General features: G+C 66.9%; 21 protein-coding genes and 1 tRNA gene. 12 read left to right on the top strand and 10 right to left on the bottom strand.

Annotated elements, in window-relative coordinates; translation table 11 throughout:
- Positions 1–27 precede the first annotated feature (27 nt).
- From AC4D14_RS13175 to AC4D14_RS13185, 3 genes are all read left to right on the top strand, one after another.
- A complete protein-coding gene (locus AC4D14_RS13175) occupies positions 28–1,029 on the top strand; it encodes a phosphotransferase family protein (protein WP_490902986.1) in 1,002 nt (333 codons plus the stop codon).
- A gap of 117 nt (positions 1,030–1,146) precedes the next feature.
- Entirely contained in the window at positions 1,147–1,527 is a 381-nt protein-coding gene (locus AC4D14_RS13180; RefSeq protein ID WP_490902988.1) for a YtxH domain-containing protein, read from the top strand.
- Between the two features lie 44 nt (positions 1,528–1,571).
- Positions 1,572–2,117, top strand: a complete 546-nt coding sequence (locus AC4D14_RS13185; RefSeq protein WP_490902990.1) for a DUF6328 family protein — start codon at positions 1,572–1,574, stop codon at positions 2,115–2,117.
- Here the strand turns inward: AC4D14_RS13185 and AC4D14_RS13190 are convergent.
- Genes AC4D14_RS13190 through AC4D14_RS13210 form a run of 5 tightly spaced genes read right to left on the bottom strand, consistent with a single transcriptional unit; the run spans position 2,114 to position 5,826 of the window.
- Positions 2,114–2,938 carry a glycerophosphodiester phosphodiesterase family protein gene (locus AC4D14_RS13190; protein WP_490902992.1) on the bottom strand — a complete coding sequence of 275 codons (825 nt, stop codon included), beginning with the start codon at positions 2,936–2,938 and terminating at the stop codon, positions 2,114–2,116. The two genes, AC4D14_RS13185 and AC4D14_RS13190, sit on opposite strands and share 4 nt — an antisense overlap.
- Before the next feature lie 28 nt (positions 2,939–2,966).
- Positions 2,967–3,776 (bottom strand): HAD family hydrolase, encoded by an 810-nt coding sequence (locus AC4D14_RS13195; protein ID WP_490902994.1) that lies wholly within the window; start codon positions 3,774–3,776, stop codon positions 2,967–2,969.
- A gap of 32 nt (positions 3,777–3,808) precedes the next feature.
- Positions 3,809–4,348 carry a YbhB/YbcL family Raf kinase inhibitor-like protein gene (locus AC4D14_RS13200; RefSeq protein WP_490902996.1) on the bottom strand — a complete coding sequence of 180 codons (540 nt, stop codon included), beginning with the start codon at positions 4,346–4,348 and terminating at the stop codon, positions 3,809–3,811.
- A complete protein-coding gene (locus AC4D14_RS13205; protein WP_490902998.1) occupies positions 4,345–5,268 on the bottom strand; it encodes a carbohydrate kinase family protein in 924 nt (307 codons plus the stop codon). The genes AC4D14_RS13200 and AC4D14_RS13205 overlap by 4 nt, the downstream gene beginning before the upstream one ends.
- A gap of 42 nt (positions 5,269–5,310) precedes the next feature.
- Entirely contained in the window at positions 5,311–5,826 is a 516-nt protein-coding gene (locus AC4D14_RS13210) for a PGPGW domain-containing protein (protein ID WP_490903000.1), read from the bottom strand.
- A gap of 196 nt (positions 5,827–6,022) precedes the next feature.
- Between AC4D14_RS13210 and AC4D14_RS13215 the strand changes: the two genes are divergently transcribed.
- Genes AC4D14_RS13215 through AC4D14_RS13225 form a run of 3 tightly spaced genes read left to right on the top strand, consistent with a single transcriptional unit; the run spans position 6,023 to position 8,438 of the window.
- Complete coding sequence (locus AC4D14_RS13215; RefSeq protein WP_490903001.1) at positions 6,023–6,997, top strand: ring-cleaving dioxygenase; 975 nt, start codon at positions 6,023–6,025, stop codon at positions 6,995–6,997.
- The gene (locus AC4D14_RS13220; RefSeq protein ID WP_490903003.1) at positions 6,990–7,634 is read left to right on the top strand and encodes an alpha/beta hydrolase; all 645 of its coding nucleotides are present in this window, start codon (positions 6,990–6,992) and stop codon (positions 7,632–7,634) included. Before AC4D14_RS13215 ends, AC4D14_RS13220 begins: the two co-directional genes overlap by 8 nt.
- A 9-nt stretch (positions 7,635–7,643) precedes the next feature.
- A complete protein-coding gene (locus AC4D14_RS13225; protein ID WP_490903005.1) occupies positions 7,644–8,438 on the top strand; it encodes an isocitrate lyase/PEP mutase family protein in 795 nt (264 codons plus the stop codon).
- Between the two features lie 3 nt (positions 8,439–8,441).
- Here the strand turns inward: AC4D14_RS13225 and AC4D14_RS13230 are convergent, their stop codons facing one another.
- Positions 8,442–9,317 carry an alpha/beta hydrolase fold domain-containing protein gene (locus tag AC4D14_RS13230; protein ID WP_490903007.1) on the bottom strand — a complete coding sequence of 292 codons (876 nt, stop codon included), beginning with the start codon at positions 9,315–9,317 and terminating at the stop codon, positions 8,442–8,444.
- Positions 9,318–9,411: 94 nt separating this feature from the next.
- Here AC4D14_RS13230 and AC4D14_RS13235 point away from each other — a divergent pair, with 94 nt between their 5' ends.
- Positions 9,412–10,524 (top strand): GTP pyrophosphokinase, encoded by a 1,113-nt coding sequence (locus AC4D14_RS13235; protein WP_490903009.1) that lies wholly within the window; start codon positions 9,412–9,414, stop codon positions 10,522–10,524.
- Between the two features lie 42 nt (positions 10,525–10,566).
- On the opposite strand, the gene AC4D14_RS13240 is transcribed toward AC4D14_RS13235, so the two are convergent.
- From AC4D14_RS13240 to AC4D14_RS13250, 3 genes are all read right to left on the bottom strand, one after another.
- Positions 10,567–12,948 carry a phosphoketolase family protein gene (locus AC4D14_RS13240; protein ID WP_490903011.1) on the bottom strand — a complete coding sequence of 794 codons (2,382 nt, stop codon included), beginning with the start codon at positions 12,946–12,948 and terminating at the stop codon, positions 10,567–10,569.
- Between the two features lie 76 nt (positions 12,949–13,024).
- Positions 13,025–15,571: an ATP-dependent DNA ligase gene (locus AC4D14_RS13245; RefSeq protein ID WP_490903013.1), complete on the bottom strand. Its 2,547-nt coding sequence runs from the start codon at positions 15,569–15,571 to the stop codon at positions 13,025–13,027.
- Between the two features lie 74 nt (positions 15,572–15,645).
- A complete protein-coding gene (locus tag AC4D14_RS13250; RefSeq protein ID WP_490903015.1) occupies positions 15,646–16,140 on the bottom strand; it encodes an SRPBCC domain-containing protein in 495 nt (164 codons plus the stop codon).
- 68 nt (positions 16,141–16,208) lie between these two features.
- Here AC4D14_RS13250 and ku point away from each other — a divergent pair, with 68 nt between their 5' ends.
- On the top strand, positions 16,209–17,051 hold the full coding sequence (gene ku / locus AC4D14_RS13255) for a non-homologous end joining protein Ku (RefSeq protein WP_490903017.1): 843 nt from the start codon (positions 16,209–16,211) through the stop codon (positions 17,049–17,051).
- On the top strand, positions 17,051–17,296 hold the full coding sequence (locus AC4D14_RS13260; RefSeq protein WP_490903019.1) for a hypothetical protein: 246 nt from the start codon (positions 17,051–17,053) through the stop codon (positions 17,294–17,296). The genes ku and AC4D14_RS13260 overlap by 1 nt, the downstream gene beginning before the upstream one ends.
- Positions 17,297–17,311: 15 nt before the next feature.
- Here AC4D14_RS13260 and AC4D14_RS13265 read toward each other — a convergent pair whose 3' ends face one another.
- Complete coding sequence (locus AC4D14_RS13265; protein ID WP_490903021.1) at positions 17,312–17,980, bottom strand: haloacid dehalogenase type II; 669 nt, start codon at positions 17,978–17,980, stop codon at positions 17,312–17,314.
- 129 nt (positions 17,981–18,109) lie between these two features.
- Between AC4D14_RS13265 and AC4D14_RS13270 the strand changes: the two genes are divergently transcribed.
- The 3 genes from AC4D14_RS13270 (at position 18,110) to AC4D14_RS13280 (ending at position 19,877) form a co-directional block, all read left to right on the top strand.
- Positions 18,110–18,186: transfer RNA gene (locus tag AC4D14_RS13270), tRNA-Val, on the top strand.
- 305 nt (positions 18,187–18,491) lie between these two features.
- Complete coding sequence (locus tag AC4D14_RS13275; RefSeq protein ID WP_490903023.1) at positions 18,492–18,956, top strand: Hsp20/alpha crystallin family protein; 465 nt, start codon at positions 18,492–18,494, stop codon at positions 18,954–18,956.
- Positions 18,957–19,079: 123 nt separating this feature from the next.
- The gene (locus tag AC4D14_RS13280) at positions 19,080–19,877 is read left to right on the top strand and encodes an SDR family oxidoreductase (RefSeq protein ID WP_490903025.1); all 798 of its coding nucleotides are present in this window, start codon (positions 19,080–19,082) and stop codon (positions 19,875–19,877) included.
- Positions 19,878–19,888 lie beyond the last annotated feature (11 nt).

Here is a 19,888-nt window from a genome sequence, read left to right on the forward strand (position 1 = left end):
CCCTGACCCAGCGCCCGGTTTCCTTCGGTGACGGACCTCAGGGAGCTCTGGGCGGGCACCGACTGGAGGCGGGAAGCCGAGCAGTGGATCAGCCTCGTGCTCGAAACCTTCTCCATCCGGCAGACCGGGCCCGTTGAGCAGCCGAGGATCCGCTTCTGGTCGACCCAGCTCACGGTCCCCACCGACCACGGGCTCCTGTGGTTCAAGGAGAACAACCCCGGCCAGCTCGCCGAGGCGTCGATCCTTGCGGCACTGGCGGACCTGGCGCCCAACCATGTTGCCGCGCCGCTCGCCATCGAGCCGTCCCGCGGCTGGGTGATCACCCCCGACCACGGGGCAACCCTTTCCTCCCTGAAGTCCGACGACTACCAGCTGTGGGCGCGCATCGTCACCGATTTCGCCGACCTTCAGAAAACGCTGATCCCGCACGGGGAGCGCCTTACCGGTGCCGGCCTTGTGCTGATGAACCCCGAGGTCGCAGCCAATTTCGTTGAGAACCAGCTGTTGCTTCACACCGGGCTGCCGGCTGAACACCCCCTCTATCTTTCGGCCCTTGACGCCGACGCAGTTGTCGCCCAGCTGCCCGCGGTCGCTGACGCCGTGGAGCAGCTGAGGTCGCTCGGGGTTCCCCTGTCGCTCGACCACAACGACCTGCACGCGAAGAACGCCTTCCTGCCCGGAGCGAGCACCGATCCGCTGCGCTTCTTCGACTTCGCCGACGCATACTGGGCGCACCCCTTCAGCTGCCTGCTGGTTCCGGTGACCCAGATGTGCGAGCAGTGGCGGACAACCCCTGATGATCCCCGCGTGCGCAGGGTGCTTTCGGCCTATGTGGAGCAGTGGGCCGATTACGCACCCCTTCCTCACCTCCAGGCGGCGCTCGAGCCGGCCCTGCGCCTGGCACGCGTGCACCGTTACGGGTCTTGGCTTCGGCTGCTGATCTACGCCGATGACGAATCGATGAAGACCTACGGACCGGCGGCCCTTGAGTATCTCCAGACCCTGTCGCAGCCGGTGCTGCGCAGCTGAACCGGCAGCAGCCCCGTTTTGCAGGTCTGCCCTGGCCGCTGCGGGAAACCTGTGACAAACCCGCACCTCCCGGATAGATTCGAGGCGGGCACGTTAACTTCGGAAAGGGGAAGCATTGTGAAAAACAAACTCGTCTTCGCTTCAGGAATGGCAGTCGGCTACGTTCTCGGCACAAGGGCCGGCCGGGAAAGCTACGAAAAGCTCAAGGTGAAAGCCGACGAGCTGTGGAACAGCCCCAAGGTTCAGGGAACGGTGTCCGAGGCCACGGGGGTGCTCAAGGAAAAGATGCCTGCGGTGCAGGAGCAGACCTCCGGCGCCGTGAAAAAGGCCCAGGACCGCCTCAGCGGTGTCCTGCACCGCGAAAAGGAAAACGGGGGTGGTTCCGGGGAAACTTCGACGGCGAGCGGGACCGGGCCGACCGGCGGCAATCCGGCCATTGTCGAAGAGCCTCCGTTCACGGGACAGTCCGAGGAAACCCGTCCCAACCTGGGGAGCTGACTCCGGCTCCGGAACCGCCGGGTTCAGCCGGGGGCAGTGGACCGATGGCAAAGGCAGCTGAAGGAAACGGTGCCCGGGCGATGGCCCGGGCACCGCACAGCGGCGGCGTCATCGAAGACGGCCGCGGGGAGAGCCGCAACCAGCGGCTCGACCGCAACTGGCTCGAGATGCTGCAGGAACTGCGCGTCATGCAGACCGGCATCCAGATCCTCACCGGCTTCCTGCTGACCCTGCCGTTCCAGTCCCGGTTCGAGGAGCTGGACCGCTTCCAGCTCGTGGTCTACCTCTGCCTTGTGTCATTGTCGGCGGTGATCACCGCGGTCGTGCTGAGCGCAGTGAACATGCACCGGATTCTTTTCGGGCTCCAGGTCAAGGATGCCCTGGTGCGCAGCGGCAACCGGATCATCCGGATCACCATCGCCCTGAGCGGCCTCGTGCTGGCCGGCACCGCCGGGTTCATCTTCGATATCGTCGTAGGCCGTTCCGCAGGGATCCTCGTTGCGGCCGGGCTGCTCGCCACCGTTGCGGCGCTGTGGATCGTCTATCCCCTCCTGGTGCGTGCACGTGCCGTGAGCGGGCGGGTGCGCTAATCCGGCCGGCCGGGAGAAGCCGGCGGGCCGGGCGGGAGCTGGGGCCAGCAGCGGCGCTGCTTCAGCGTCTCGGCGAGAAGGTCTCCCCGGTCCGACACGAGGCCGTCAACGCCCTGATCCAGGAGCCTCTCCATCGTCGGCTTGTCATTGACGGTCCACACGTGCACCTGCAGCCCGGCCCGCCTGCACCGGCGGATGAAGCCGGCCGTTGCCACTGGAATGCCCCGGTAATTCAGCGGCACCTGTACCGCATCGATCCGTGCGGCGCGGCGGATTGTCCCGGTGAGTCCGAGCGGGCCGAGGACGCGGATGAGCCCGTTCACAAGCATTCCCGCCGACGATGCGGTGCGCTCCTCCAGCAGTCCCAGGATCCTCAGGCGTCTCCTGTCGGAAAAGGAAGCAACAAGCACGCGGTCGAAGGCGCCCACGCGGTTGATGAGGTCTGCGAACGGTTTGACCGTCGCGTCGTCCTTGACGTCGATGTTCAGGCGCAGCAGTGGCCATCGGCGCAGCACCTCCTCAAGGGTCGGGATGGGTTCGGAGCCCCGGATCCTCACTCCTCGAAGCTCATCGAGCGTCCTGGCGCCGAGGGGACCCGTCGCGTCGGTGACGCGGTCGATGCGGTCGTCGTGGAAGACCATCACCACGCCGTCCCGTGAGGCACGCACGTCGATCTCCAGCCAGCCGAAACCGAGTCCGGCTGCCCTGGCGAAAGCGGCAAGAGAATTCTCGGTGCCGCCCTCGGGGAACCCGCGGTGGGCAAGCCCGAGCGGCCGTTGCACTCCGTCGAGCCCGGTGTTCCGGAAATAAGGCAGCGTCACAGCTCACACCCTAGCGCCACGGCGGAGCCTAGGCGGTCTTCAGCGCTGCCAGCCGCTCCTCGAGGACCTGCGCGACGCCGTCGTCCTCAAAGGCCGGGGCGCGGCGGTTCGCCGCTGCCAGCGCCGCCGGGTGGCCCGAGGCCATCGCGTACCCGCTGCCGGCCCAGCGCAGCATCTGGATGTCGTTGGGCATGTCGCCGAAGGCAACGACGTCGGCGGCCTCGATGTCGAGCCCTTCGGCGTACCGGGCGAGCGTCACGGCCTTGTTGATGTGCGGCACCGCCATCTCAAGCAGTGCCATGCTCGGAGCCGAATGGGTTGTCGAGACAAGGTGTTCGACCGCCGGCCGGACCTTCTCAAGGAACTCGTCGGGGCTGATTTCACGCTCCCTGGCAAGGAATTTAATGACCTTTTCCCCCGGGAGCGACTCCTCGAAGGGCCGGGCCCGCTCCCCGCCGAGCAGCTCGGAGGTTCCCGCATCGGCGAAACCGGATTCGATCTTGAAGCCGTCGATGGTTTCCGCTGCGAAGGTCGCCGCGGGGTAAAGGCTGCGGATGATGTCGCGGGCTTCGAGGAGGTTCTCAAGGTTGAGGAGTTGGGCATCAAGCACCCGCTCCGCCCCGAGGTCGTACGTCACCGCACCGTTCGAGCAGATGACGGTTCCGCGGTGCTGCAGCTGGCTCCGCAGCGGATCGAGCCAGCGCGGCGGGCGCCCGGTCACGAAGACGATGTCGATCCCCGCGGCCGCGCAGTCCTGGAATGCCGTGACGGTACGTGCGCTGATCCTGCCGTTGTGACCGACAATCGTTCCGTCCATGTCACTCGCCACCAGGCGCATTCGGTACTCCTTCATAGGCTGAACGATCAAGCCTACCCGCGCTTCTGTTCAAAGGTGCCGATGAGACGGGCGCGGGCGATTGAGTGCCCTGACAGGTTGAAGCCGAGGAAAGCTGCTGCACCCGCCTCCCCGGGCACGTCGAGCTTCTCGACGTCGACGGCGTGAACCACAACATGGTAGGAGTGCGGCCCATGGCCCGGAGGAGGTGCCGCACCGACGTAGCCGGCGAATCCGGCGTCGTTGCGAAGCTGGACGGCGCCCCGCGGCAGCCCGGCCCCGTCCCGGGATCCAGCACCGGCGGGGAGCGACGTCGTCGACGCCGGAAGGTTGACCACAGCCCAGTGCCAGAACCCGCCTGCTGTTGGCGCGTCGGGGTCGAAGACGGTCACGGCGAAGCTTCTCGTCTCTTCGGGGAAGCCGCGCCACGCAAGCTGCGGGGACCGGTCCTGGCCCCCGGCACCCATCACTCCGCTGGCCTGGGCCGCATTGAGGGGCTCGAGGTGGCGGATATCCTCGCTCGTGAGTTCGAAACCGGGAACGCCTGGCAGATCTGCGTAGGGATCGCGGGTCACAGGTGCTCCCCCAGCTCCTCACGGAAGGGTGGATTGGCTCCAGCCCGGGACACCGTGACAGCTGCGGCCCGGGCGGCGTACTCAAGCACCCGGGCCAGCTGCTCGACGTTGATCCGGCGCAGTTCGGTGCGCCGCTGGGCTCCGTCGAGTTCGAGGTCAACGAGCGCTCCAAGCAGCGCGGCCATGAAGGAATCGCCGGCGCCGACGGTGTCGACGACGCTCGCCACCGGGGCGGGGACCTCGGTGGCTCCGTCGGCACAGATGCCCCAGGGCCCCTTCGAACCGCGCGTGACGATCATCACGGCCGGCCCAAGGGCAAGCCACTCCCGGGCAGTATCAACGGCTGGCCTGCCGGGGTAGAGCCATTCGAGGTCCTCGTCGGAGGCCTTCACCACGTCTGCCAGTGCCACGAAGCGCTCGGCCTGCTGGCGGGCGAGATCGACGTCGACGATGATGCTGGGGCGGCAGTTGGGGTCATAGGAGATCGTGGCCAGGGGGTGGGCCGTCTGGACAAGGGTAAGGACCTCGTCGGCTCCCGGGGCGAGCATCGTCGCGATCGAGCCGGTGTGGAGCAGCGTTGTTCCGTTCAGCAGGGCGGGGGCGCGGTCGGCCAGGCCGGGGAGCTCCCACATCAGCCTGAACTGGTAGGCCGCACCACCGGCCGGGTCGAGGCGCGCGGTTGCCACGCTGGTGGGGTTCTTGTCGGGCCCAAGGGGGGAGAGCACCGAGTTGTTGCTCAGGTGCTCCTGGATCATCCTGCCGTATTCGTCATCACCGTACCGGCCGAGGAACTGCGCGGGATGCCCGAGCCGGGCCAGTCCCACAGCGACATTCATCGGGCTCCCGCCCACGTGCGCGCGGGGCGCGGCGGTATCGCTGACAACTTCGTCGATGAGGGTTTCCCCGATTACGGTGAGCACCTTTTCAAGCTACCAGCACGGGCCGAAAACACGCCGGTATTTCTAGCCGGGCTCCCCTTGGGGTTCCCCGTGAGTTTCCCCGTGGGAATGTCCGTTCAGCGAGGTCTTTCCGGGCTCGGGCTTCCCGCGGAAACGCCGAACGCTGTAGACAATCAGCGCCAGGGCGATGAAGGAGGAGAGGATGAGGCTGACTCCGGTGGCCGAGCCGCCAAAAAGCCACCACTTGTCCTCAAGGGGCCACCACTCCGGCACCGGAACCTGAAGCGTCCACAGCACCCCGAATCCCATCACGACCAGGGCAACGCAGCAGCTCAGCGCAATGCGGAGCCGGGTTTTCACGCCTGTGGCTGCAGCGTGGAACGCGCGGGCCTTCAACGGGGAGAGCCGCCGGTGCGCCCAGTCGTACTGCCGGGCGAGGACGGCAAGGCCTCCGACGACCATCAACAGCCCGGGTCCGGGCAGAACCAACGCCGCAATTCCGAGAATCACGAGCGTCCACCCGAGCAGTTCGATGCCGAAGCGAAGCACCAACCTTCGCATCCTGCCTTTCGCTGCCATGCACAAAGGATGACACACGGTGGAGGGTGGATTCGACGCTCAGTTCCCTGCCTATGTCGTTAAGGGTGAACTTTCGGCGGCCGGGAAGGGAATAGAATCCAAATTACATGCATTTGCATATACAACGCCGGCTGAGCAGTCGGCGGCCCTACTGAGGAGGCTTGCTTTGACTGCTGCTACTTCTGGCCTGCACCATGTGACTGCCATTGCGGGGGACCCGCAGCGCAATATCGATTTCTACATCCGGGGACTGGGCCTGCGCCTGGTGAAGCGGACAGTGAATTTCGATGATCCGGGAACCTACCACCTGTACTACGGGGACGAATCGGGCAAGCCGGGCTCGCTGCTGACCTTCTTCCCGTGGAAAGGCGTTGCTTCAGGGCGAATCGGGGCCGGGCAGTCGACGACGACGGCCTTCTCGGTGCCCCAGGGCACCCTGGGCTGGTGGCAGGAGCACTTCAAGGACCTCGGCATCGATTCGGCGCTGACCGGAGTGTCCTCCGAAGAAGAACGCCTTTCGCTGCGGGATCCGGACGGGCTGCAGATCGACCTGGTGGCCTCCTCCCTTGAGGATCCGCGGGATCCGTGGGATTCGGCCTCGGTTCCGGCGCAGTACGCGGTGCGCGGCCAGCACTCCTCGGTCCTGACCGTCGGCGATCCGGCAGGGACCCTCCAGACCCTCACCCAGGATCTCGGCCTCACCCTCCTCTCGGAAACCGGTGGCCGCTACCGGCTCTCCACGGGCTCGGGGGAGCCCGGCACGGTCGTGGATGTGATCGCCGATCCACGCGCCGAGCGGGGCCTGGTGGCCGGTGGGACCGTGCACCACGTTGCCTTCCGCGTCCCGGACCAGGCCACGCAGGACATCTGGCGGCAGGAGCTTGCCTCCCGCGGGCACGCCGTCACCGAGATCCTTGACCGGCAGTACTTCACCTCGATCTACTTCCGCGAACCCGGCGGAACCCTGTTCGAGATCGCCACCGACACCCCGGGCTTCGCCATCGACGAGCCACTGCTGGAACTGGGCCGTGGCCTGAAGCTGCCGCCGTGGCTCGAACCAAGCCGCGAGGCCATCGCCAACGCGGTGGCCAAGATCGACCTGCCCGGCGAAAACAACCCTGATCTTCCCGGCACCACCGAGGAAGCCCGTGCGGAGTCCGGAAATGTCTGAGCCCGCAGGAACCTCCGGGCATCCGTGGCCGCATGTGTTTGATCCCGGCACCGACCCGGGGGCCCCGGTGCTGCTGCTGCTCCACGGCACCGGCGGCACCGAGGAGGACCTGGTGCCCCTGGCCCCGCGCCTGGCCCCCGGCACCGGAATCCTCTCCCCCCGCGGACCGGTCCGCGAACACGGCCTGAACCGCTGGTTCCGGCGCCTGAGCGAGGGCGTGTTCGACACCGCCGACGTCATCACCCGCGCCGGGGAACTCACAGCGTTCCTCACCTGGGCCCGGGACGCCTACCACCTCACCGGACGCAGGGTCATCGCGGTGGGCTTCTCCAACGGGGCCAACATCGCCCTGGCCACCGCCCTGCTCCACCCCGGGGCCCTGGACCGGGTGGTGGCCTTCTCCGGCATGCACCCCCTGGACGGGCACGCCCCCGACACCGACCTGACCGCCACCGCCATCGCCCTCTACAACGGGGCCGCGGACCCCATGGCCCCCCAGGCCAGCGTCGAACGCCTCACCGGCGACCTCAAGGCCCGCAACGCCACCGTCCACCGCATCACAAGCCCCGGCGGACACGGCATCAACCCCGAGGACATTTCAAAGGCAGCGCTGTGGATCGCCGAGGTGCACCCGTAAGGTGAAAACATGACTACACCGAGCAACGAATCAGCACCCCTGTCCGCGAAGGCGACGGAGTTCCTCAACCTCCACCGCGCACCCGAGATCCTCCAGGTCGTCAACGTGTGGGACGCCATTTCGGCCAAGACCATTGCCGACGTCCCGGGAACGCGGGCGCTGGCAACGGCCGGCCACTCCATCGCCGCGTCCCTGGGCTACAAGGACGGCACCGTCCCGCTCGATCTCATGATCGATGCCGTGGGACGCATCGCCGGAGCGACCGAACTGCCCATCAGCGCTGACCTCGATGCAGGTTATGGCAACCCGGGAGAGACGGTTCGGCGTGCGATCGGCGTGGGCATCATCGGGGCCAATATCGAGGACCGGATGGAACCCCTCGCCGACTCCGTGGCACAGATGGAATCAGCGGTGAAAGCCGGCGAATCCGAGGGAATACCCTTCGTGCTCAACGCACGCACCGATGCCTTTGTGCGCGGCGCTGGCCGCGACCCGAAGGATGTCCTTGCGGATGCCATCGAACGCGGCAGGGCCTACCTTGAGGTCGGTGCGTCAACCGTCTTCGTGCCGGGCCTCTTCGACGAGGAAACAGTAAGCGCCCTCGTTGAGGGGATCGGGCACAAGCGGGTGAGCGTGATCGGGATCCCGGGTTCGCTTCCGCCCGCCAAGCTCCAGGAGCTCGGCGTCGCCCGCATTTCCTACGGCCCCTGGACCCAGCGCGTCGCCCTGACCGCCCTCGCGGATACCGCTGCGGAGCTGCTTCGGGGCGGGTCACTGCCTGAAGGAACCCGCCCGCTCAACTAGGGATCACCCTTCGGGGGTAACGCCCTGCTGTATCCCGGCGGCCTTGTCGACGGCTGCCACGACCTGCTCCCACGCTTCGGTGCCGGGAGTGATCATCGCGAAATGGTCGCCGGGAATCAGCACGAGTTCAGCGGGCGCACCCGCCTCGGCCGCAGCGGCAACGTAGCTTTCGGACTGGCTCAGCGGCACCGTTGTGTCGTCCTCGCCGTGCAGGGCGTACACCGGAACCTTCAGGGGCACCGCCGTCATCGGATCCGCCAGCCGGTAGCGCTCCGGATCTGCCGTGGGGGATGCGCCGAGCAGGTTCTCGACGGCGCCGTCGCTCAGTCCCAGTTCCTGCGCCTGGGCGAGGTTAAGCACCCCCGACTGACTCACCACCGCCGCGAGGGGCACCCCGTTCTTTCCCGAGCCTGGGGCGTCCTCGGGCAGGCCCTGCCTTCCCGCTGCCCACACCGCAAGGTGGCCGCCGGCGGAATGGCCCAGCGCGGTCGTGCGCGAAAGATCGAATCCGTGCTCCTTCGCCGCCGAGGCGAGCAGGTCGATGCCGTCGCTGACGTCCTGGAAGGTGTTGGGCCAGCCGCCGCCGTTGCCCGCGCGCCGGTATTCGAGATTCCAGCACGCATACCCCCGGCCGGCGAGGTCCCGGGCGAGCGGCTCGCCCAGCTCGGCCCCGTAGCGGGAGCGCCAATACCCGCCGTGGATGACCACGACGACTCCCCGGACCGCGGATGCGGGAAGGTAGAGATCTGCGAACTGGCTGGGGTCGGCCCCGTAGGTGTAGCGCTGCGGTCCTGCATCCCCGGTTGGGGTTGCCGGAGCGCCCTTTTGCGGCGAGCAGCGAACAGCCAGGGAGGTGACGGCAGCGCCAACGACGCCCAATATGCTTCTTCGCCCAAGGTGCCTCACAGAGGAAGCATAACCGGGCCGGGCTCCCCGATAGGATTGCACTCAAACACCACAACCAGGAGGCTTCATGAGCGCGTGGGACGATCTCGATGACCGCCTGCGCCCCGCGGTCGAGGCCGCAACCCAGGAGTTCGAGCGGGTGCGGCCCGAGCTTGAGGCAGTGACCGAGGAAATGCGGCGGAGCATCCAGGACATTTTCGACGCTTCGCCGCTTCACCCGCTGTTCGTCACGGCGCGCACCAAGACGATCGAGTCGTTCCGCGACAAGGCGTCGCGGATGCTCGCCCCAACCGAGGCCGATGCCCTGCCCGCCCTGGTTTTCCCCGACCCGCTGCGCAACCTCACCGACCTCGTCGGAGTCCGTGTCATCACCACCCTCCCCCACGAGGTGGACCTTGCGGCCAACCTGATGAAACGGCAGCGTCAGGACTTCGACTGCCGGGGGGACAGGGAGAAGGACATCGGCTCCATCGAATCGGGCACGTACGGCTACTCGAGCCGGCACCTGATCATGCGGACCATCCACAATGACGTCGTCCGGCGGTTCCAGCTTGCCCTTGACCCCGGATCGAAGTCGAGCGGCAGCTACCTCTTCGAGGTGCAGGTCCGGACCGTGCTGGCCCACGCCTGGTCGGAGATTGAACACGACATCCGCTTCAAGGCCGCCAACCCGAAGGCCTGGAGCCCCTACTTCGACCGCCAGTTCACCGGAACCGCGGCGATGCTCGAAACGGTCGAGTCGGCATTCGCGGAGCTGCACGAACGCTACGAGACGGTCACCGGGTTCTGGGACGAATCCGGTGAGGGAAGCGCTCCGCTGACCCCCAACCGGATCCGGGACATCTGGCAGACGCTGCTGCCGCACGTTGACCGGAAATCCGACGACAACTGGGGCTGGGCCGCGGAACTTGTCGCCGCGCACGGGCTCAAAACCACGATCGAGCTCGTTGCGCTGCTGCAGGCCGACACGATCACCAAGGTCCGTAGGGCGCTTGATCACCGGTATTCCCCGGGCCCGGACCGGCTGCTTGACGACATGCTCCTGTGGCATTACGGGCAGCGCCATATCGACCTGACGGCCGAGGAGCCGGGCTCCGACCCGACACCGCGCCGTGACAGCCTCCAGCGGCGCATGCGCCAGATGGAAATCTTCCGTGCACGGGAGAATCCCGCCGCCTAGGAGGACCCCTCCCGCGGGCCCGGCGGCCGGGCCCGCGGGCGCCTATTTCGCGTCGTCCGGTGAGGACTCGTCGAGCGTCCAGCCGGTGATGAAACCGGCGTCCTCGCCGGCGTCGCGCGTGTACTGCCACGCCCGCTCCCGCTGGTCCTGGAGCGCCTGGCGCAGCGCCGCCTGGGTGGAGCCGAGCGAGGGAACCCTGTCGATGACGTCCATGGCGAGCTGGTACCTGTCGATCTGGTTCCGCATCGCCATGTCGAACGGCGTGGTAGTTGTCCCCTCCTCCTTGTAGCCGCGGACGTGGAGGTTGTCGTGGTTGGTCCTGCGGTAGGTCAGGCGGTGGATCAACCAGGGGTAGCCGTGATAGGCGAAGATCACGGGCTTGTCCGCTGTGAAAAGGTTGTCGAAGGCACGGGCCGGCAGCCCGTGCGGGTGCTCGGTGTCGTCCTGCAGGCGCATCAGGTCAACCACGTTGACCACCCGGATCTTCAACGACGGGATGCCCGCCTTGAGCAGGCCAGCCGCGGCGACTGTCTCAAGCGTGGGAACGTCCCCGGCGCAGCCAAGGACGACGTCGGGATCGGTTCCCGCCTCCTCGCTGCCGGCGAAATCCCACACCCCGATGCCGCGCTTCACATGCAGGTGCGCCTCCTCCGGGCCCAGCCAGGTCGGGTTTGGCTGCTTGCCGGTGAGGATCACGTTGACTGTGTCCCGGGTCTGCAGGCAGTGCTCCACCACCGCCAGCATGGTGTTGGTGTCCGGCGGCAGGTACACCCGGATGACGTCGGCCTTCTTGTTCACCACATGGTCGATGAATCCCGGGTCCTGGTGCGAGAACCCGTTGTGGTCCTGCTGCCAGACGTGGCTTGAGAGCAGGTAGTTGAAGGAGGCGATGGGGCGCCGCCATGACAGGTCCTGGTGGACCTTCAACCATTTGGCGAACTGGTTGAACATCGAATCGACGATGTGGACGAAGGCCTCGTAGCAGTTGAACACCCCGTGCCTGCCCGTGAGCAGGTAGCCCTCGAGCCAGCCCTGGCAGAGATGCTCGCTGAGCACCTCAAGGACCCGCCCCGACCGGGCAAGGTGCTCGTCGACCTCGTCGATCCGTGCCTCCCACACCTTGTCCGTGACCTCGTAGATTGCCGAGAGACGGTTTGACGCTGTCTCGTCGGGTCCGAACACGCGGAAGTTCGTGGGATTCGCCGCGATGACGTCGCGCAGGTACCCCCCGACGGTGATCATGGGGCTCACCTTTTCCTTGCCCGGTGCGCTCACTTCGACTGCATGGTCGAGGTAGGCCGGAAGCTTGAGGTCGCGCAGCAGCCAGCCGCCGTTGGCGTAGGGGGTGGCGCTCATCCGCAGGTCGCCCTCCGGGGCGAGGGAGGCAAGATCGGGGCGAAGCTCACCGGTTTCGGTGAAGAGCTCATCGGGATTGTAGGAGCGCATCCACTCCTCGAGCTGGCGCAGGTGCTCCGGATTCGTGTGGATCTCGGACAGGGGCACCTGGTGCGAGCGCCAGGTGCCCTCGACCGGTTTTCCGTCGACGACGGCGGGCCCGGTCCAGCCCTTGGGCGAGCGCAGCACGATCATGGGCCAGCGGGGCGTCCCCTCCGGGAGGCCCTCCCCGGAGCGCGCCCGGTCCTGGATGCCGTGGATCTCGGCGAGGCATTCCTCGAGGACCGCCGCGAACTGGCGGTGGGCCTGCTCGGTGGCGTGCGGGTCGCTGACTGTGACGAAGTGCGGTTCGTAGCCGTACCCGTACATCAGCTGGGTCAGCTGGTCCTCGGGCATGCGGGCCAGCACCGTGGGGTTGGCGATCTTGTAGCCGTTGAGGTGCAGGATCGGCAGCACGGCGCCGTCCACCGCGGGATCAAGGAAGTTGTTGGAGTGCCAGCTGGCGGCGAGGGGCCCGGTTTCGGCTTCGCCGTCGCCAACCACCGCAACGGCAAGAAGGTCGGGATTATCGAAGACGGCGCCGTACGCGTGGACGAGGGCGTAGCCGAGCTCCCCTCCCTCATGGATCGAGCCCGGCGACTCCGGGGCCGCATGGGAGGGAACCCCGCCGGGGTAGCTGAACTGCTTGAAGAGATCCTTGAGGCCGGTTTCGTCCCTGCCGATGTGGGAGTACACCTCGGAGTAGGTCCCCTCGAGCCAGGCGTTGGCGACGTTGGCCGGACCGCCGTGCCCGGGACCGGTCACGAACAGCATCGCCTGCCGCTGCTCGGCGATCACGCGGTTGAGGTGGGCGTAGACGAAGTTGAGTCCCGGGGTTGTCCCCCAGTGGCCCAGCAGCCGGGCCTTGACGTCGCTGCTTTCGAGCGGACGCCTCAGCAGCGGGTTGTCGCGCAGGTAGATCTGGCCGACGGAGATGTAGTTCGCGGCCCGCCACCAGGCGTCGAGCCTTTCGATATCCAAGCTGGGCATCTTTTCTCCTCCTGTTTGCTGAATTTTCAACTGTGGGAATGAGTTGCGTGCTTAGGCTTCGGCGGCGGGTCCGGGCTCAGAAATCGACGACGACGTCGGAAGGCTCCTTGTCAGGGCGCCAGCCCCGCCAGACGGGGTGGCGCAGCCTGCCACCGTCAGTGCGTTCGCTGTACTGCACCTCCCCCACCAGGGCGGGGCGCACCCAGTGGGCGTCGGCGGCGTCGGGTTCCGGCACGTCCTCGAGGGGAGCCGTTTTCCGCGCCATTTTCCGCAGCCGGGAGCTGACCTCGGCCAGATCCCGGTCGGTGAGGCCCGAACCCACCCTGCCCACGTACCGGAGCTCGAGGCCGTCGGGAACCGCAACAAGGAGGGAGCCGATCGTCGAGGCGCGGGCGCCCCTGCCCGGCCTCCAGCCCACAACCACAACCTCCTGGGTCTGTTGATGCTTGATTTTCACCCAGGCCGGCGAGCGGTCCCCTGGCACGTAGTCGCTGGTGCGCCGCTTGGCAATGACTCCCTCAAGACCGAGTTCCCTGCTTTTGCGCACCGCCTCGTCAAGCGTCGTGTCGAGGACCGGAGGCACCTGGATATGCCCGTCGGAGGGGCTGTCGACGGCCGCCTCAAGGATTTCCCGCCGCTGGGTGTAGGCCAGTGGAAGAAGGGAAGTGCCATCAAGGCGCAGCAGGTCGAAGAGCAGGAGGCGGACGGGGGCCTTCGCGCGGGCCGCGGCGATCTCGTCGGGACGGGTCAGTTTCATGCGTGTCTGCAGCAGGCCGAAGTCCGGGCGCCCCGACTCGTCCAATGCGACGATTTCTCCGTCAAGCACCGCGGCTTCGGCGTTAACGTGCTCGGCGAGGTCAGCGAGTTCGGGATAGATCGGGGTCATGTCGTTTCCGTTGCGGCTCACCAGCCGTACCTGCCCGGAGGCCACCGTTGCGATGGCCCGCACCCCGTCCCACTTGAATTCGTAGCTGAAACTCTCCTCGTCGTAGATGCTCGCCGCCGTGCCGAGGGTCGCCAGCATCGGGGCAACCGGATCCGGCAGGGCGGCCTCCGCGCTCCTGTCCGTTTCCGTCGGCGATATGCCCGCGGGCAGCTTGTCCGGGGGCGCTGGGCGTGCGGTCACCGGGTCAGTGGAAACCGCCTGCGCCGCTGCCGGCACCTGCCCCGGTGCGCGACCCTTGCCCGGCTGGTCCTTCATGAGGTGGATGAGCCAGTTCCTTCCTTCGGCTCCGCCCGATCCGCCGGTGTTGATGAGCGCGTAGCGGCGCACCCGGCTCCCGGTTGCCGCAAGTCCGCCGTCCTCCCTCCCCGTAAGGGTGCAGATCACTTCCTTGCCGTCCCGCCATTTCTCCAGCTCATAGGTCCCGCTGTCCCAGATTTTCACCTCACCCGCGCCATATTCCCCTTTGGGAATATTTCCTTCGAAAGAGCCGTAGTCGAGGGGGTGGTCCTCGGTCTGGACAGCGAGGTGGTTCCGCTGCGGCGTGGCCGGCGGGCCCTTGGGCAGGGCCCAGGAGACAAGGACCCCGTCGCGTTCGAGCCGGAAGTCGTAGTGGAGGCGCCGCGCTTGGTGCTCCTGGATGACGAAGCTGTTCCCGCCGGGTGTCCCCACCGCGTCGGGAACCGGCTCGGGAGTCTTGGCCGGATCGCGCATGGAACGGTATTTGGAGAGCCGGTCCGCCGGGGCTCCCCGAGCTTCGCCGCCCTCCGGTTCCGGGGGACGCACCGGATCAAGGCCGGCCAGGATGTCCCCCTGTTCCTCGAACCGGCGAATCACCTCCCGGTAGTCCAGCTGCGCCAGGTCCGGATCCTCAAGCTCCGCCCAGGTGCGCGGCGCCGCGACCGTGGGGTGGAGGCGCCCGCGCAGCGAATAGGGGGCGACCGTTGTCTTGTTCTTGTTGTTCTGGCTCCAGTCGACGAGCACGCGGGCCTTGCGCAGGTTCTTCTTCATGTCGCTGACAACGAGGTCGGGATGGTCAGCCTCAAGGGCCCGCGCCAGTTCATGCGCCACGAAGGATACTTGGTCGGAGGTCTGCCGTCCGTCGAGGCGGCTGTAGAGGTGGATGCCCTTGGATCCCGTCGTGACTGGTCGGGGATCAAGCCCCATGTCCGTCAGGATGTCCCGGGCGAGCCGGGCCACTTCGGCGCATTCGGGCAGCCCCGTTCCCGGACCGGGGTCGAGGTCCAGCACAAGCCGGTCGGGGTTCCCCGGTTCTCCCCCGGGGCCGAAGCGCCACTGGGGGACGTGGATCTCAAGGGCGCCGATCTGTCCCAGCCAAGTGAGCGTTGCAAGGTCGTTGACCACGGGGTACAGGTTGGTGGAGGTCTTGTGCTCAATCGGGTGGCGCACGATCCAGTCGGGCGCGGAGGCATCAAGGTTCTTCTGGAAAAACACCTGCCCCGGAGCTCCGGCGGTCCCCACGCCGTGCACCCAGCGCTTCCGGGTCACCGGGCGGTCGCGCGCATGGGTGATCAATGCTTCGGCCACGGCAGCGTAGTAGCTCAGAACCTCCGCCTTGGTGGTTCCCGTTTCCGGGTAAAGCACCTTGTCCAGGCTCGACAGCCTCAGGGTGCGGCCGTGCACCGTGACCGTCTGCGACTGGCGGGAGTTCGGTGCCATTCCCCAAGTGTTATCTGGATGGCGGGCGAACGCCAGTGTCCGGAGGCCAGATTACTCCGCCGGGGCGGCCGCTCCTAAGAGGCCAGTTGTTTACGGTAGCGGTCCACGTAGACCTGCCAGAGAGCCGGGTTCTGCCCGAGGCTGCGTTCGTTGAGCAGGTCATCGAGGCCCGCAAGGGTCAGGTGCCAGCCGGCTGCGGTCGTGGCCAGCCGTGAAGCATCGGGGACGGTGATCGTCAGGACCACCCGGCACCCCTTGTCCTCCTCGCGTTCCAGCTCCCAGCGGAGCGTCTCCTTGTCCCAGGTGAAGGCGAGAAGGGAGGGTTTTTCGGCTTCGAGGACCGTCCCCCGCAGCGGGCGCTGACCCTTCACGGAGAACCGCACCTCCGTGCCCTTGCGCGGCAGGATATCCATCTCGGAGGGGAACCAGTACCTCAGCTTGCCGGGATCGGTCAGGTGCTTCCACAGAACCGCCGGAGGGAAGGCGAAACGCTGTTCGATACGCAGCAGCAGCCCGCCGTCATCGTCGGTGGTGCGGCTGACAGTGGGTTCTGCTGGTTCGGAAGTCACCCGTCCATCGTAGACCGGTGGAGAACCCGCTCTGGCTTGGTGAGCGGGGCGTGGTGTTCACTTGTTCCATGAGAGCGATCTGGAAGGGAGCGGTGGCCTTCGGCCTGGTCAACGTGCCGGTCAAGCTGTACAGCGCCACGGAGGACCACGACATCAGCCTGCATCAGGTCCACGACAAGGACGGCGGCCGGATCCGCTACCAGCGGCGCTGCGAGGTCTGTGGCGAGGTTGTCGACTTCAAGAACATCGACAAGGCCTACGACGACGGCGAGCACACGGTGATCCTCCGCGATGAGGACCTCGCTTCCCTTCCCGTCGAAAGGAGCCGCGAGATCGAGGTCGTCGAGTTCGTGCCAAGCGAGCAGATCGACCCAATCATGTTCGACCGCTCCTACTTCCTTGAGCCGGATTCGGCGTCGACGAAGGCGTACGTGCTCCTGCGCAAGACCCTTGAGGAGACCGAACGGACAGCGATCGTACAGTTCTCCCTGCGCCAGAAAAGCCGGCTCGGAGCCCTCCGGGTCCGCGGTGAGGTCCTGGTGCTGCAGTCCCTGCTGTGGGACGACGAGGTCCGGGAGGCCTCCTTTCCCGCCCTTGAGGAGACGGTGCGCATCTCCGCCAAGGAAAAGCAGATGTCGTCGGCGCTTGTCGACTCCTTCTCGACGGATTTCGATCCTGAAAACTTCACCGACGAATACCAGGTGCAGCTGCGCACGCTGATCGAGGCCAAGATCGAAAAGGGCGACACGGTCAACACCGAGGAGACCTTCGGTGCGGCCGGAGAGGAGGACGAGAGCGGAAATGTCCTCGACCTGATGGAGGCGCTGCGCCGCAGTGTTGAGAAGAACCGGGAGAAGAAGGGCTCCGGCGGCAAGAAGGAGCCGTCCGCCTCGAAGAAGAAGGGTGCCTGATGGGATTTTTCACCGATGACCTGGGGCGGCAGAACGTGGTCCTGCCTCCCAACCTCCCCATCCTGGGCTGGGCGGCGCTGGGCGCCGCCTCGTTGATGGCCTTGGACGAGGACAACCGGAAGCTTCTTGCCCGCGCAAGCACCGGATGCCTTGCCGTCTGGGCGGCGCTCGAGGTTGCCGGCGGCGAGAGCGGTTTCCGGCGCTCAATGGGAGCGCTGACCCTGGGCTGGCTGATGCGCCGCTAGCGTTCCCGGACCGGCCTAGTGCCCCGAATGCCGTGCCAGGTCGGCGATTCCCCCGACCACCAGGTCCGGTGTCCGGGCGTACCCGGGGTAGGCGGCGTTGGTCCGGTCCACCCAGGCGGTCCGCATGCCGGCACGGGCGGCGCCATCGATGTCCCAGGGGTGGGCGGCGACCAGCATCAGGTCCTCGGGTTTCTCTCCGCACGCCTCAGCCGCGTGCGCGTAGGCCTCGGGGGCCGGTTTCCACAGGGGTGCGTCCTCGACGGAAAGCAACAGGTCGAAGTGTCCGCGGAGGCCAGCGCGCTCCAGCAGTGATTCCGCTGCCGCCCGCGGCCCGTTGGTCAGTGTGACGAGGCGGTGGCCGGACTCTGCGAGCGCGGCAATACCGGGCCCCGCGTCGGCATGGACCGGAAGCGTCCGGAAGTGGCCAAGCAGGTGCTTCAGCGCTTCGTCCTCGCTGCGGTTCAGGGGCTGGCCGGCCAGGACCACCCGGAGCGCGCCCTCGGCGACCTCGGCGAAGCGGGGGTTGGCCCCTGCGGCGGTGAGGGCGAATCCGTCCCGCAGCAGCGAGGTGAACCACAGGCGGGCTGTCCCCTCGGGGACGCCCACTTCGGCGAAGTGCTGCTCCATCGGCGAAAGATCGGAGAGGGTCTCATTCACATCAAAGACGATCGTTGAAGGGAGCATCCATCGACGGTACCCGAAACGGGGAGCCCTGCGGCAGAAAACCGCCGGCGGAAAATTGCTCTGTGCACCCTGCCGGCACTTCCGGGTTTGGACCGCGGCGCTCATGCCCTAAGCTATTGGAGAACCATTGCCTGTGTAGCTCAGTCTGGTAGAGCATCCGCTTCACACGCGGAAGGCCCGGGGATCGAGGCCCCGCGCAGGCACCATTCGTTGGACCGCCGGATCCGGTGCTGTGCTGTAACAGCCCGGAGGCCGGGGGGCAGCCACCTGCGAGTTCACGCAACCCTTTCCCGGTCCCTTGCCCCATGCCTGTCTACGGGTATTTCCGCCGTGGCCGGCGTCCTCCTCCGAGGGGACGCCCGCCTGTTCGTTCTTGGCAAAAAAACCGCTCCCCCCTCTTGGCACTCTCCCCTGAGAGTGCTAATTTAATTGCGGGTTGAGCGAAGGGCGCTCAACCCTAGAGATGAGGAGACCCACCACTGTCGGTGGCCGTTGCGAAGGAGTTGTTCAAATGGCCATGAAGTTCGACCCATTCCGCGAACTGGACCGCGTCGCCGGTGCACTGCTGGACCCCCGGCAGGGGCTGCGCCTGATGCCCATGGATCTGTACCGCGAGGGTGACCACTACATCCTGACGGCAGACCTTCCCGGCATCGACCCGGGATCCGTGGATATCGACGTCGACGGCCAGCTGCTCACCATCCGGGCCGAGCGTACCCTCCGCGGAGCCGAAGGGGTCAAGTGGCTGACCCGCGAGCGCGAAAGCGGATCCTTCCTGCGCCAGCTCAACCTCGGCCAGGGAATCGACATCGACGCCATCTCGGCCCGGTACGAGAACGGCGTACTGAGCGTCAACATCCCGGTCACGGAGCGAGCGAAGCCACGGAAGATCGAGATCATGTCCGGAGCGGATTCCGAGGCCGTCAAGGGCGAATCGCTGCAGGGCGGTACCGACCAGAAGACAGTCGAGGCCTAAGGAAGGCCGCGGCCGCTCCATCCTTCAGCCCGGGCCGGGCGCGCAGTACCTGGCCCGGGCTTCGCCCTGTCCACCTCCTTAGTTTTCCTTGCGCTCACCTCCGGCTGCCGAAAAAATGACGGAATGGACTTCTCGCCCACAACGGCAATCGTCACAGGATCGGATTCGGGGATCGGGCGGGCCACCGCGATCGCCCTGGCGCAGGCGGGCTGCGACATCGGCATCACCTGGCACTCCGATTCCGACGGCGCCGAGGAAACCGCAAAAGCCGTCCGCGGGCTGGGACGGAAGGCCGTGATCGCCCAACTCGACACTTCCGACGCACCGGCCTGCGGCGACGTCGTCGACCAGTTGGCCGGAGAGCTCGGCGGGGTTGACGTCTTTGTGAACAACGCCGGCGTCAACGGCGGCACGATGTTCCTTGAGACCGACTGGGACACCTGGCGGTCCACCCTTGCCACCAACCTCGACGGGGCGTTCGTGTGCATCCAGCGGGCCGCGCAGCGCATGACCGACGCCGGGAGGGGCGGGCGGATCATCGCAGTGACAAGCGTCCACCAGGAACAGCCCCGGGTGGGTTCGGCGGCCTACGACGCGTCAAAGCATGGCCTGGGCGGGCTGATCCGCACTGTCGCCCTTGAACTCGCCGACAGGGGAATCACAGCCAACGCGGTGCTGCCCGGCGAGATTTCAACACCCATGAACGACGCCGGCGACCAGGATCCGCGTGAGGTGGACCGGCCCGGGATCCCGGTTGGCCGCCCCGGTGACCCCAAGGAGGTGGCGGCGGTCATCGCGTTCCTCGCCTCACCGGCCGCAAGCTATGTCACCGGCGCATCCTTTGTTGTTGACGGCGGAATGCTGCAGATGGGCCCCCAGGCGGGGTCGCACCTCACGAGTGGAGACTGGCGCACCCTTTAGAAGGACCGAAG

It is taken from the genome of Arthrobacter sp. TJ-254, assembly GCF_058269175.1.

Excerpts from the sequence above, each read along its gene's own strand:
- AC4D14_RS13185 (WP_490902990.1), top strand. The coding sequence starts at position 1,572 with ATGGCAAAGGCAGCTGAAGGAAACGGTGCCCGGGCGATGGCCCGGGCA.
- AC4D14_RS13195 (WP_490902994.1), bottom strand. The coding sequence starts at position 3,776 with ATGCGCCTGGTGGCGAGTGACATGGACGGAACGATTGTCGGTCACAAC.
- AC4D14_RS13210 (WP_490903000.1), bottom strand. The coding sequence starts at position 5,826 with ATGGCAGCGAAAGGCAGGATGCGAAGGTTGGTGCTTCGCTTCGGCATC.
- AC4D14_RS13220 (WP_490903003.1), top strand. The coding sequence starts at position 6,990 with ATGTCTGAGCCCGCAGGAACCTCCGGGCATCCGTGGCCGCATGTGTTT.
- AC4D14_RS13225 (WP_490903005.1), top strand. The coding sequence starts at position 7,644 with ATGACTACACCGAGCAACGAATCAGCACCCCTGTCCGCGAAGGCGACG.
- AC4D14_RS13235 (WP_490903009.1), top strand. The coding sequence starts at position 9,412 with ATGAGCGCGTGGGACGATCTCGATGACCGCCTGCGCCCCGCGGTCGAG.
- AC4D14_RS13240 (WP_490903011.1), bottom strand. The coding sequence starts at position 12,948 with ATGCCCAGCTTGGATATCGAAAGGCTCGACGCCTGGTGGCGGGCCGCG.
- AC4D14_RS13245 (WP_490903013.1), bottom strand. The coding sequence starts at position 15,571 with ATGGCACCGAACTCCCGCCAGTCGCAGACGGTCACGGTGCACGGCCGC.
- ku (WP_490903017.1), top strand. The coding sequence starts at position 16,209 with ATGAGAGCGATCTGGAAGGGAGCGGTGGCCTTCGGCCTGGTCAACGTG.
- AC4D14_RS13260 (WP_490903019.1), top strand. The coding sequence starts at position 17,051 with ATGGGATTTTTCACCGATGACCTGGGGCGGCAGAACGTGGTCCTGCCT.
- AC4D14_RS13265 (WP_490903021.1), bottom strand. The coding sequence starts at position 17,980 with ATGCTCCCTTCAACGATCGTCTTTGATGTGAATGAGACCCTCTCCGAT.
- AC4D14_RS13275 (WP_490903023.1), top strand. The coding sequence starts at position 18,492 with ATGGCCATGAAGTTCGACCCATTCCGCGAACTGGACCGCGTCGCCGGT.
- AC4D14_RS13280 (WP_490903025.1), top strand. The coding sequence starts at position 19,080 with ATGGACTTCTCGCCCACAACGGCAATCGTCACAGGATCGGATTCGGGG.